Origin of the sequence: Polynucleobacter sp. AP-Nickl1-40-C4 (assembly GCF_035012665.1) — a bacterium.
Taxonomy (GTDB): domain Bacteria; phylum Pseudomonadota; class Gammaproteobacteria; order Burkholderiales; family Burkholderiaceae; genus Polynucleobacter.
In genome coordinates, this window is sequence record NZ_JAYGQR010000010.1 from 62,655 (window position 1) to 75,349 (window position 12,695).

At 43.9% G+C, this 12,695-nt stretch carries 14 protein-coding genes; 1 reads left to right on the plus strand and 13 read right to left on the minus strand.

Features of this window, described 5'->3' with window-relative positions:
• Window positions 1–72 precede the first annotated feature (72 nt).
• The 13 genes from ureG to urtA are packed head-to-tail and all read right to left on the minus strand — an operon-like array spanning window position 73 to window position 11,434.
• Window positions 73–696 carry an urease accessory protein UreG gene (gene ureG, locus VC182_RS10745; RefSeq protein WP_323485285.1) on the minus strand — a complete coding sequence of 208 codons (624 nt, stop codon included), beginning with the start codon at window positions 694–696 and terminating at the stop codon, window positions 73–75.
• A gap of 9 nt (window positions 697–705) precedes the next feature.
• Entirely contained in the window at window positions 706–1,398 is a 693-nt protein-coding gene (locus VC182_RS10750; protein ID WP_323485298.1) for an urease accessory protein UreF, read from the minus strand.
• Complete coding sequence (gene ureE / locus VC182_RS10755; protein ID WP_323485286.1) at window positions 1,388–1,984, minus strand: urease accessory protein UreE; 597 nt, start codon at window positions 1,982–1,984, stop codon at window positions 1,388–1,390. Before ureE ends, VC182_RS10750 begins: the two co-directional genes overlap by 11 nt.
• A gap of 8 nt (window positions 1,985–1,992) precedes the next feature.
• Entirely contained in the window at window positions 1,993–3,696 is a 1,704-nt protein-coding gene (ureC, locus tag VC182_RS10760) for an urease subunit alpha (RefSeq protein ID WP_323485287.1), read from the minus strand.
• The gene (locus VC182_RS10765) at window positions 3,696–4,034 is read right to left on the minus strand and encodes an urease subunit beta (protein ID WP_323485288.1); all 339 of its coding nucleotides are present in this window, start codon (window positions 4,032–4,034) and stop codon (window positions 3,696–3,698) included. Before VC182_RS10765 ends, ureC begins: the two co-directional genes overlap by 1 nt.
• Window positions 4,031–4,663, minus strand: coding sequence for a HupE/UreJ family protein (locus tag VC182_RS10770; protein ID WP_323485289.1), 633 nt, complete (start codon window positions 4,661–4,663; stop codon window positions 4,031–4,033). Before VC182_RS10770 ends, VC182_RS10765 begins: the two co-directional genes overlap by 4 nt.
• A gap of 11 nt (window positions 4,664–4,674) precedes the next feature.
• Window positions 4,675–4,977 (minus strand): urease subunit gamma, encoded by a 303-nt coding sequence (locus VC182_RS10775; RefSeq protein ID WP_323485290.1) that lies wholly within the window; start codon window positions 4,975–4,977, stop codon window positions 4,675–4,677.
• A gap of 18 nt (window positions 4,978–4,995) precedes the next feature.
• A complete protein-coding gene (locus VC182_RS10780) occupies window positions 4,996–5,871 on the minus strand; it encodes an urease accessory protein UreD (protein WP_323485291.1) in 876 nt (291 codons plus the stop codon).
• A gap of 35 nt (window positions 5,872–5,906) precedes the next feature.
• Window positions 5,907–6,599 (minus strand): urea ABC transporter ATP-binding subunit UrtE, encoded by a 693-nt coding sequence (gene urtE, locus VC182_RS10785; protein ID WP_011903038.1) that lies wholly within the window; start codon window positions 6,597–6,599, stop codon window positions 5,907–5,909.
• Between the two features lie 2 nt (window positions 6,600–6,601).
• On the minus strand, window positions 6,602–7,399 hold the full coding sequence (urtD, locus tag VC182_RS10790) for an urea ABC transporter ATP-binding protein UrtD (protein WP_215361610.1): 798 nt from the start codon (window positions 7,397–7,399) through the stop codon (window positions 6,602–6,604).
• Window positions 7,396–8,538: an urea ABC transporter permease subunit UrtC gene (gene urtC, locus VC182_RS10795; RefSeq protein WP_323485292.1), complete on the minus strand. Its 1,143-nt coding sequence runs from the start codon at window positions 8,536–8,538 to the stop codon at window positions 7,396–7,398. Before urtC ends, urtD begins: the two co-directional genes overlap by 4 nt.
• Window position 8,539: 1 nt before the next feature.
• Window positions 8,540–10,123 carry an urea ABC transporter permease subunit UrtB gene (gene urtB / locus VC182_RS10800; RefSeq protein ID WP_323485293.1) on the minus strand — a complete coding sequence of 528 codons (1,584 nt, stop codon included), beginning with the start codon at window positions 10,121–10,123 and terminating at the stop codon, window positions 8,540–8,542.
• Between the two features lie 51 nt (window positions 10,124–10,174).
• Window positions 10,175–11,434: an urea ABC transporter substrate-binding protein gene (gene urtA, locus VC182_RS10805; protein WP_323485294.1), complete on the minus strand. Its 1,260-nt coding sequence runs from the start codon at window positions 11,432–11,434 to the stop codon at window positions 10,175–10,177.
• Between the two features lie 306 nt (window positions 11,435–11,740).
• Between urtA and VC182_RS10810 the strand changes: the two genes are divergently transcribed.
• Window positions 11,741–12,598, plus strand: a complete 858-nt coding sequence (locus tag VC182_RS10810; RefSeq protein WP_323485295.1) for a hypothetical protein — start codon at window positions 11,741–11,743, stop codon at window positions 12,596–12,598.
• Window positions 12,599–12,695: the final 97 nt, after the last annotated feature.

Genomic DNA, 12,695 nt, shown 5'->3' on the forward strand with positions numbered 1-12,695 from the left:
CACTTTTTATCAATAATTTGCTGCTGATTATTTTAGTTTGTTTTAAAAAGTTGAGTCTATCGACTTTATTAATTAACTAACAAGCAAGCCTTTTTGTTCAATGAATTTAATAATTTCATTTAATCCATCACCTAATTTAACGCTGCCCATGATGAAGGGTCTTTCTCCTCGCATCTTTTTAGCATCTGATTCCATGATTGGAAGTGAAGCCCCAACGTATGGCGCAAGGTCAGTTTTATTAATCACTAATAAATCAGAGCGTGTAATTCCAGGGCCACCTTTACGAGGAATCTTTTCCCCTCCAGCAACATCAATCACATAAATCGTCAGGTCAGAAAGCTCTGGGCTGAAAGTTGCCGCCAAGTTATCACCACCAGACTCAATAAAAATAATATCTACATCTGGGTACTGATTTTGCATACGATCAACGGCTTCTAAATTGATAGAGGCATCCTCTCTGATGGCGGTATGCGGGCAACCACCCGTCTCGACCCCCATGATGCGCTCTGGATCTAATGCACCTGCAACAGTAAGTAAACGCTGATCTTCTTTAGTGTATATGTCGTTGGTAATCACTACCAAGTCATACTGATCACGCATTGCTTTGCAAAGCATCTCCAACAAAGTTGTCTTGCCTGAACCTACAGGTCCTCCGATGCCAACTCTTAAAGGGGGATTTTTTTTAGTTCTCATCATTTCTTATTTCTATGAACGGAATAATCGGGAATACTGAGTCTCGTGCCTGGAAGAAAGGATAGCCAACATCGGTGAAAAATTGTCAACCATCGATAAACCAGATTTGGCTCTTTGCTCAGCTTGTTCAACCATTTCAGGAACAAGCAAGCGAATCTTTGTTAGAGCATGTTGCCCTGCTACTTGACCCAGCGGTATAGCTTTTAAGGAAGCTGCTACTTGGTTTTCTATCCATGAGAATGCATAAGCTGCAAGCCCATTCTTTGACTGTATGTTTAGATGAAAGCAGGCATAGCCATGGGCCGTCAATAATGACAAAGGTTTGATTGCGGATAATTGAGTAAGGTATTGGCTACCCCAACCCAATGATTGCGCGATTTGCAATAAAGACCAACCCATCTGCTCAGTTTCTGATCTGAGCTCTGAGGTTTCGCGACTGGCTAAGAAATAGTCGTTCAGACTTTGGACTGATTCAATATCATTTTTTGCCCAAGCCTCGTAACTGAGAAGCCAAAGTGGGGCTTCAGATCTGGCAAAGACGCCTAAAAATACATCTTTTATCCACGCTTCTGCAGTAAGGGGATCGTTTACCAAGCCAGAATCAATGGCAGCTTCTAAGCCCTGAGAATAGCTATACCCACCGATTGGCAATGCTGGTGATGCCAACTGCATCAATGCAGTGATTTCGTTTAGATCAATGCTCATTTGAATGATCATGATCGCCGTGATGATGGTGAGAGCATCCAGGCCCATGAACATGTGGCTTCTCATGTTCGGCATACACTTTTTGAGCTAAGGCATAGTCACTATCAAATGTCTCAGCATGACTATGGCGATGTCCACCTCCATACGCACCTGTTTCAGGCTCAAACGGGGCAAATTCATGCTTAGACTCCAACCCCAGTTGATGAATCATGCCCTCTAACACTGAGTCAGGCTCAATCCTCAAGAATCCTAAGCCTACCTGAACAGGAATATGTCGATTACCTAAGTGGTAAGCCGCCCTCATTAGCTGATGTGCGTCGGTAGAGGCAATTGTTATTACCTCTTGATCCGCCGCGGAGATTCGAATCATGGATCCATCATCTGCAATCAAAATATCATCACTTGCCAGCACATTACCTCTTGGCAGAAAAAAGTGTGCCTCACGACCATCGGAAAGTATTTCTGAAAAACGGCTTTTATTGCGTACCTCAAATGGCAACTTTAGTTCGAGCGCTCTAGCAATAACTGCTTTGGCTAAGCCCTGTCCTTTGGGGATGATTTTCTCAACGCGAATTGGTTCTGACATTATTTTTCCTAGAACAAAAAATATCGTTGAGCCATTGGCAATACTTTTGCTGGCTCACAAGTTAATAGTTCGCCATTTGCTATCACTTGGTAGGTTTCTGGATCTACGGAGATATTTGGCTGCCAATCGTTGTGGACCATATCTGCCTTGGTGATAGATCGACAATTCTTTACCACCTCAACTTGCTTCTCTAATCCATAAGCATCACGAATATTGGCATTCATAGCTGATTGAGAAATGAAAGTTAACGAGCTATGACGTATCCCCTGGCCAATGCCCGCAAACATATTTCGGTAATGAACGGGCTGCGGCGTTGGAATAGATGCGTTTGGATCGCCCATAGCAGCTGCCGCAATAGACCCACCCTTTAATATTAATGAAGGCTTGACGCCAAAGAAGGCAGGCTTCCAAAATACTAAATCCGCATACTTACCCACCTCTATAGACCCAACAACATGAGAAATGCCATGGGTAATGGCAGGATTAATGGTGTACTTAGAGATGTAACGCTTGACTCGGAAGTTATCGTGACGGTTTGTATCGCCAGGTAATAAACCGCGCTGCGCCTTCATCTTATCAGCAGTTTGCCATGTACGAATAATCACCTCACCCACACGACCCATCGCTTGAGAATCTGATGAAAGCATCGAGAAGGCGCCTAAGTCATGCAAGATATCCTCCGCAGCAATTGTTTCACGACGAATGCGCGATTCTGCAAAGGCAATATCTTCAGCGATAGATGCATCAAGATGATGGCACACCATCAGCATATCTAAATGCTCATCTAAAGTATTAACCGTAAATGGTCTGGTGGGGTTAGTTGAGGATGGCAATACATTTGACTCGCCACACGCACGAATAATGTCAGGGGCATGACCACCTCCTGCGCCCTCGGTGTGATAAGTGTGAATAGTGCGCCCCTTAAATGCAGCTAAGGTTGTCTCTACAAATCCAGACTCATTTAAAGTGTCGGTATGAATTGCCACCTGAGTATCAGTTTCATCAGCAACACCCAAACAACAATCAATCGCTGCTGGCGTAGTCCCCCAGTCTTCATGCAACTTCAATCCAATTGCGCCTGCATCAACTTGCTCTCGTAATCCAGCTGGCAAGCTAGCATTGCCTTTACCCAATAGGCCAATATTCATAGGATATGCATCGATGGATTGCAACATTCTTTGAATATGCCAAGGACCAGGCGTGCAAGTAGTTGCAAAAGTACCAGTTGCCGGGCCCGTACCGCCACCAATCATGGTGGTTACCCCAGACATTAAAGCCTCTTCAATTTGCTGCGGACAAATAAAGTGGATATGAGTATCAATACCACCCGCGGTCACTATCATTCCTTCGCCAGCAATAATTTCGGTACCAGGGCCAATGACAGAAGTAATCCCCGGTTGAATATCTGGGTTACCAGCCTTACCAATATTAGATATTCTGCCATTTTTAATAGAGATATCAGCTTTGATAATGCCCCAGTGATCAATGATTACCGCATTGGTAATAACGGTATCGGCACAGTCCTTTGACTCGCGTTGACTTTGACCCATACCATCACGAATGACTTTACCACCGCCAAATTTGACTTCTTCGCCATAGATAGTGAGGTCCCTTTCAACCTCAATCATGAGGCCGGTATCCGCCAGTCTTAAACGATCACCTACAGTAGGGCCAAACATTTCAGCATAGGCTTGACGACCAATCTTAGCCATTAGAGACCCCCCATAACGCGGCCAGCAAAGCCATAAATCCTCTTCTCACCAGCCACCTCTACAAGCTCAATAGTGCGCTTTTGGCCTGGCTCAAAACGCACAGCAGTGCCTGCAACAATATTTAATCGCATGCCCTTTGTTTTATCGCGATCAAATAACAGGGCATCATTTACTTCAAAGAAGTGAAAATGAGAACCTATTTGAATAGGACGATCGCCACTATTAGAGACTTCAATTGAAAGTGTTTTTCGGCCAACATTCAACTCAATATCTCCAGGCTCTACAAACATCTGCCCTGGAATAAAGCGTTGGCTATTTGCACTCGATGGCGAACTCATGTCGATGCTCCGCCAAGCAGTGCAAAGGAAAGCTGACTGATTAATACCCAGCCGTATATAACACTAGCAAATCCAGTCACTCTTGCAAAGATCGCCGTCTTTTCCTTAAGGAGATTGACTAATAGAGCGCCCGATAAATGCAAAATCCCAGTTGCCAAAATCAAGCCGGCCATATCTTGCGCCACTAAGGAAGCTCCATAGGATCCATTTGAAAATAATTCAGCGTGGGCAAACCCATGAAATATTCCAAAAAAACTAATTAAGGCAAGGATTGCATTATTGGAGTACTGGCGCTGTACAAGCAACAATAATCCCATTGCAATTACAGAAGCAGCGATTCCAAATTCAAAGATATGAAGAGATAAATTACTTAGGCCAGCAAATACCCCAAGACACATGCCTAATATAAAAACACAAGGCCCAAGCCAGATTTTTTTCAGCATGAAAGCACTCCAAAATCCTACGAGCATAATGACTAAAAAATGATCAAAGCCACTAAATGGATGCATCAGACCCGATAGGAAACTAACCGAAGTTTCATGTCCTGGGTGGGCATAAACCAAATTTGAAGATAGAACTCCGATCAATCCAGCAAAAGCTAACAATATTTTTTTTATATGAAGACTCATTTGTATTGCTCCTAAACAATCGGGTTATGAACTGTGACTAATTTTGTTCCATCAGGAAATGTTGCCTCAATCTGAATATCTGAAATCATTTCTGGAACCCCTTCCATGACATCTTCGCGACCTAGTATCGCTTGCCCTTCGTGCATCAGTTGTGCGACCGTTTTGCCATCACGCGCACCCTCCATAATCGCAGCGCTAATTAAAGCGACTGATTCCGGATAGTTCAACTTGAGGCCTCGAGCCTTTCTGCGCTCCGCTAAGAGTGCCGCTGTGAATATTAGTAATTTATCTTTTTCGCGTGGAGTTAATTCCATATCTCACCTATAACAATCCTAAGAAGCCCAAAGCCGTAATGGCTGAGCTGGCACACCATGAACTATCGGTCTTAATTTAGACCATACATCAATCATAAAATTTCTAGCTATCTCCATATCATTAGAGACTGCCCTCACCAAAAAGACGCCTTGTGGCATCAACGTCACCCCAGCCCGTAATGAATCAGTCCAAGGCATTATCTGAGCAAAGGTTTCAACTAAATTAGCTGAGCAACTTGGTCCTACGGCCCATAGAGTTGCACAAACAGGCCAAGACCCTAGTTGAGGTAAAGATCTGGAGTATTGATCTTCGGCATCGATATGCCCGTTCTCGATCCAAATTAACTTTCCATCACGCCTTATTTCATTGAGCATATGAATGTGGCCACTAGACCATTCCTCGCCAGAGGCATGGCGTCCTAACATCAGGGCGTCCCAACCAATAAATGAAGCATTCGATGAAAGGCTCAGCCTGGTAATAACGTTAGAGTTAGCGCCTTTAAAAAAAAGATTCTCTTGAGGTAGCCAATCTAATTTTGCATTCTCACCCAGCTCAAATTGAATATTTTGAGTAGCAGGATTTTTAAATGATTTGTACCATTTAGTGGCACTTGGAGTAGATAGAACCACATGACTACCCTTACCAACAGCAACCTGGATATCTAAGGTATCTCCGCCTGCGATACCTGCTGGCGGGTGAATGATGACCGTGTGGCAAATATCATCACCTTCGGGATATAAAGCTTTTTGAACTCGCAGTGGCCCCTCATGCAAACTTTTCTTTAATACAGTGCCAATTACAGTGCGCTCATAAGATAGGCTCAGTTTGGCTAGCCAACTAGGACTTAGAGACCTAAATAGCTGTTTTACTGCGTTATCTGGAGCCAAAAACATGTGGATAAACCATTTCAGTGAATTCAGCATCCACTTTAAACCGAAATCATCTCCTGAACACCATTGAGATCCATATCAGCACCTTTGCCTTGCGCGACGACTTCACCGCGGCGCATCACAATATAGTTATCTGATAGCTCTTTTGCAAAGTCGTAATACTGCTCTACTAATAAAACAGTGATGCCCATCTCATCGACTAATTTACGAAGACAGCGCCCAATATCCTGAATAATCGATGGCTGGATACCCTCGGTAGGCTCATCCAAAATGATCAACTCTGGCTGAGACATCAATGCACGCCCAATTGCTAACTGCTGTTGTTGGCCACCTGACAAATCACCGCCCCGACGCGCCTTCATATCCGACAGAATTGGAAATAGCTCGTAAATATATCCAGGGATATTTTTTGGGCTTGAGAATTTTGCCGCTCCAATGAGCAAGTTTTCTTCGACTGTGAGTCTTGGGAAAATTTCTCGCCCTTGAGGAACATAGGCAAATCCACCGTCCACCCGAGACCACGGGGGTAGATTGGCCAATTCTTTTCCATCCCAAGCAATCGAGCCAGTCTTTACTTTCACCACACCCATAAGCGATTTGAGCAAAGTGGTTTTGCCAACGCCATTTCGCCCAAGCAAACTGGTTAATTGACCCTTGGGGACTTCAAAATTCACATTACGCAAAATATGGCTTCCGCCATAATATTGATTGAGATCTTTGACGATAAGCATGATTAACGCCCTAAATACGATTCGATTACGCGTTCATCACGCTTCACTTCATCCAAAGTGCCTTCGGCTAGAACTGAACCTTCAGCCAATACAGTCACCTTACCTTTTGGGCCCGCTAAAGCAGCAACAAATTCCATATCATGCTCAACTACCATCATCGAGCATTGACCACGTAATGAATTTAGAAGCTCAGCTAAGCGCATTGTTTCTTCGTCCGTCATCCCTGCAACGGGCTCATCAAGCAATAACAGCTTGGGCTGCTGCATTAGAAGCATACCAATCTCTAAGCGTTGCTTTTGACCGTGAGAAAGAAGGCCAGCTTCACGATAAGCTTCTGACTCTAACTGTGTAAGGGCAAGCACTGATTCCATCAAACGACGGCCCTCTAGATCTACTTTAGCAATCAAGGAGTGATGCCATGATTTATCTCCAGCCATTGCCAATTCAAGATTTTCCCAAACAGGGTGATGCTCAAATACCGTGGGCTTTTGAAATTTACGGCCAACGCCAATTTGGGCAATTTGTGGCTCGTTCATGGTCATAAGATCAATGGTCGAACCTAAATAAACGGAGCCATCAATATCGGCAATGTTAGAGCGAGTTTTACCGGTAATGACATCCATTAAGGTAGTCTTACCGGCGCCATTGGGCCCAATCACACAGCGCAGTTCGCCGACATCAATCGTCAATGACAATTTATTAATGGCCTGAAAACCGTCAAAATTGACCGATAGATCATCCACATAGAGGATTCCAGTATGAGAAGTATCGATTCCCTTCTCAAGAAAGTGAGCGCTCATTTTGACCCACCCTTCTTAACAACCAATTTGTGATAGATACCCAGCAATCCATTCGGTAGAAACAAGGTCACCAATACAAACATCATTCCTAAGAAAAACAGCCAATATTCTGCAAAGTTAGTGGTAAAAAAACTCTTAGCCCCGCTCACCGCAAATGCGCCAATAATTGGACCTAGCAAGGTGCCGCGGCCACCTACTGCTACCCAGATCGCCATCTCAATCGAGTTTGTTGGAGACATCTCTCCAGGATTAATGATGCCCACCTGCGGAACGAATAAAGCTCCAGCAATGGCGCATAGGATGGCAGATAGAACCCAAATAAAGAGTTTGTAACCTAAGGGGTTGTACCCACAAAACATCAAACGAGATTCTGCATCCCGTACCGCTGTAATCACCCTTCCCATTTTTGAGGTCACCAGGGCTCGGCAAAGAATAAAACTGCCCAACAGGACTAAGAAGGTAACAATGAAAAGTGTGACGCGAGTACTTGGCGCGCTGATGGAGTAACCCAATATCCGCTTAAAGTCCGTGAAACCATTGTTGCCACCAAAGCCCGTTTCATTCCTAAAGAAAAGAAGCATAGCGGCATATGTTAAGGCTTGGGTAATGATGGAGAAGTAAACCCCTTTAATTCTGGAGCGAAAAGCAAAGTATCCAAACACCCAAGAAATCGCTCCAGGAACCAGAATCAACATCAAAAGCATCCACCAGAAATGATCGCTCCCTTTCCAAAACCAAGGTAACTCTTTCCAGTCTAAGAAAACCATGAAGTCAGGTAATTCGCTTTTGTATACACCTTCAGTTCCTATCTGGCGCATGAGATACATGCCCATGATGTAACCGCCAATAGCAAAGAACAATCCATGCCCCAAACTCAATATTCCGCAATAACCCCAAACCAAATCAAGCGCTAAGGCCGCAATTGCAAAGCACATAATCTTGCCAATTAAACTAAGCGCATAAGCAGACATGTAGAACATACTAGTGTCGGGAACCAGCAAAGAAAATATTGGCACACCAATTAATACGCACAGCGTCAATGCTGCTAAGGCAATATAGGCACGCTTGCTGAGTATGGATTCACGCTCAGGAATTGCCAAACTAAAGCTAGATGAAGGAGCAAGCTTTCTAATATCCATATTAATCAACGCTCCTGCCTTTCAGTGCGAAGAGGCCTTGAGGACGTCTTTGGATAAAAATAATAATGAACACTAAGATAGCAATCTTGGCCAATACGGCGCCAATAAATGGCTCTAATAATTTGCTGGTGATACCAAGTCCAAATGCACCATAAATAGTGCCTGCAAGCTGACCTACTCCACCGAGTACCACCACCATGAAGGAATCAACAATATAGCTTTGACCAAGATCGGGACCTACGTTACCAATCTGTGAAAGGGCTACACCACCAAGACCGGCAATGCCTGCGCCAAATGCAAAGGCATACATATCTACGCGAACTGTTTTGACACCCACGCACGCAGCCATAGTCCGGTTTTGAGTAACCGCCCTGACGAAAAGCCCTAGACGAGTTTTGTTTAATACTAGCCAAGTCACGATTACTACTGCAATCGCAAAAGCAAAAATAATGATCCGGTTATAGGGCACAACCAAGTTAGGTAGTACCTGCATGGCACCAGACATCCACGTTGGATTAGCCACCTCGACATTTTGAGCGCCAAAAATAGTTCTGGTCATCTGAATCATCAGCAAACTGACGCCAAAGGTGGCTAATAAGGTTTCTAGCGGACGACCATATAAAAATTTAATGACCGTTCTTTCGATCAAAATACCCACTAAGGCGGCGGCAATAAAAGCAACCGGCAAAGCGAATAACAAATACCAATCTAAATAGCCAGGAGCATATTGCCTGAAAAATCCTTGTACAACATAAGTTGCATAAGCACCAACCATCAGGAATTCACCGTGCGCCATATTGATGACGCCAATCAAGCCATAAGTAATCGCCAAGCCCAAAGCGCAAAGTAACAAAATACTTCCATAACTAAACCCAGCGATCACATTACCCAGGATTTCGCCGCTAAACTCAGACTTCTTAATTTTGGCTAAAGCCTTTTCAGCCGCCTCTTGCACTGGGCCACCCTCTTTTGCCAAAGGCGCCAGCAATGCAGCAACTTGTGGATCACCACTATCGCCTAAGAGTTCAATTGCCTTTAGTTTTGATTCTTGATTGTCGGATTGCAAAGCAAGGAGCGCCCAGAGCTTCTGTACTTTTGGCTTGAGCGCAGGATCCTTTTCGGTAGCCAGTAAGTTTTCAACCAATGGGAAGGTGTCTGGCTCGGGATCCTTGATTAAAGAGTCGACTGCCTTAGCGCGAATCTGTGGATCTGCAGAAGCTAGCTGTAAACCTAGCAAGGCATTATCAACTTTACCGCGCAGTTGATTATTCAGAATAACGTCTTGCAGTTCATCCGGCTTCACTGAAACACTTAGTCCGGTTAAGGGATCTAAATATTGATCGCCCTTTTGAACTACAACACCTTGGGGCGACAAGAAAAGGCTTTCTGCACTGAGAGCCTGAAGAATTTCTAAGGCTTCGGGACTACCTTCTTTAGATAAATTTTGGACCACTTTAACTTTGGCATCAAAGTTATCATTAAACAGGGGCTTTAAATCTGCAACATTAATTTTTGCAAAAGTAATCCCACATGCCAATACACAAGCAGCAGAAAGGATTAGTTTTGAAAAGATTGGAAATTTCATGGCGGCTATGAAAACCCTCCCCCAAGCGAGGGAGGGTATTTCTATTGAAAATTACTGTACTGAATCAGGCTTGCCTGCATTACCGTCGATATACTGGCTCCATGGTTTAGCTGGAATAGCTGTTGGAGTTTTGTAGATTACGTTGAATTGTCCGTCTGCCTTGATTTCACCAATCATGACTGGCTTAGACAAATGGTGATTAGCGCCCATCACCTCAAGATAACCACTTGGAGTATTGAGTTTTTGACCAATCATTGCTTTACGCACAGCATCAACATCAGTGGTTCCTGCTTTTTCAACGGCCGCTTTCCACATCAAGATACCGGTACGGCTAGCTTCCATTGGGTCATCTGTCAAAGGCTTGCTAGCCCCTGGCAACTTTTTCTCTACAGAGTAAGCGGCCCACTGTTTTTTCCACTCGTCATTGACTGGATTCTTAACTGACATGAAGTAGTTCCATGCAGCCAATTGACCGACCAATGGCTTTGTATCAACGCCACGCAATTCCTCTTCACCAACAGAGAATGCTACTACTGGAACATCTTTCGCTTTCAAGCCTGCATTACCCAATTCTTTATAGAAAGGAACGTTTGAGTCGCCGTTAATAGTTGATACAACTGCTGTCTTACCGCCTTGAGAGAACTTTTTAATATTGGCAACAATAGTTTGATAGTCGGAATGACCAAATGGCGTATATGTTTCTTGAATATCATCGTCTTTAACACCTTTGGATTTCAAGAATGCACGCAAGATCTTATTGGTTGTGCGTGGATACACATAGTCAGTACCCAAAAGCACCCAACGCTTAGCGCCGCCACCTTCTTTGCTCATCAAGTACTCAACCGCCGGAATAGCCTGTTGATTTGGCGCTGCCCCAGTGTAGAAAACGTTACGAGACATCTCTTCACCTTCGTATTGCACTGGATAAAAGAGTAAGCCATTGAGCTCCTCAAACACTGGTAATACAGACTTGCGTGATACGGAAGTCCAGCAACCAAAAACTACAGAAACTTTATCTTTAGTTAAGAGCTGTCGTGCCTTCTCTGCAAATAATGGCCAATTAGAGGCTGGGTCGACTACCACTGGTTCAAGCTTGCGCCCTAAAACACCGCCACTCTTGTTAATCTGGTCAATCACCATTAAATCCATATCTTTTAGTGATGTTTCAGAAATAGCCATTGTTCCGGATAAGGAATGCAAAATACCGACCTTAATTGGTTCTTTGCTTTGGGCCATCGCTAAATGACTAAAACCTGCAAAACTTAAAGCTGCTGCTAATGCTGAAAGCTTCAAAATTGATCTACGTTTCATCTCTCACCTCTTAAGTAAATTAATCAGTTGGGCACACATACCTACCGCCTGCATCGATTAAAGGATGTTTCAAGATGGTGCAAATAAAAGAAATCCCCACCATGGGGCTCATGCACCAATCTAGTACCAGGAATGCCCAAGATATGCTCCAAACACTGACCATTGAATAAGTGCAGATTAAAAAACCATTCCGAAGAGCGATAAAAACATAAACTTTCACTACCTCAAAGTTCTTTCAAATGAGAATCATTCTCAATAGTTTGATAAGATAGGAATAATTCTCATTAAATATATTTAGTATTTGCGATGTTTTTCTCATTTAACCCTAGGCCTACAGGCATCATCACCCTATTAAGCAACCTATGCTTGGGTCTATCTTTAGGTGCACATGCAGAAGCTCCGGTGAGTGACACACCAATCCTACTTGCAGTGGCACCTGTTAGTGATCAGCCAGAGATAGATGCACCGATTGCAGTTGAAGGTGAAACTGAGCAATGGAGTATTCATGGGCAGTCAACGTATATTGTTCAGCAAAAAAATAACTTCAATTCACCCTACTACGGACAAAACAGTCTTTTAAATAAATCCGAAGGCGGTGGCGGGAAGAGCTACACCTTCAGCGCAACTGCTTTCTTGGGGGCAAGACTTTGGGAAGGCGCAGAAGTCTATTGGAATCCAGAGATGTTTGAGGGAACCCCTTTTAACGGACAACTTGTTGGCTTGGGCGGATTTCAAAATGGTGAACTCCAAAAGGGCTCCTATGCTCCACCGATCTACTACACCGCACGTGCATTTATTCGCCAAACCTTTGGGCTTGGCGGCGGCAAAGAACATGTAGAAGGTGGCCCCAACCAACTGGCAGGAAATCTTGATAAAAACAGAATCGTATTGAGTTACGGTAAATTCGCAACCTTGGATTTCTTTGATCAAAATAGCTATAGCCATGATCCTCGAACTCAATTTCAAAACTTTGCCATTTTTTCCATGGGTGCCTATAGCTATGCTGCAGACAGCAAGGGATATACCTATGGTGTTGTAGCTGAGTGGTATCAAGAGGACTGGATCTTAAAAATGGCTCGCTTGGCAATGCCAACCGTTCCAAACACCGCTCAACTTGATTACAGCATGACACAGGGTAATCCCCCCATTTTTAACTTAAGCTAAAAGTAGAAGCTGGTACTGCAAGTGCTAGTTTTTGCTTTGGTGTAATTCCACCCAAGCCCATGTTTGGTCTTTCATGATTGTATGTCCACATCCAATC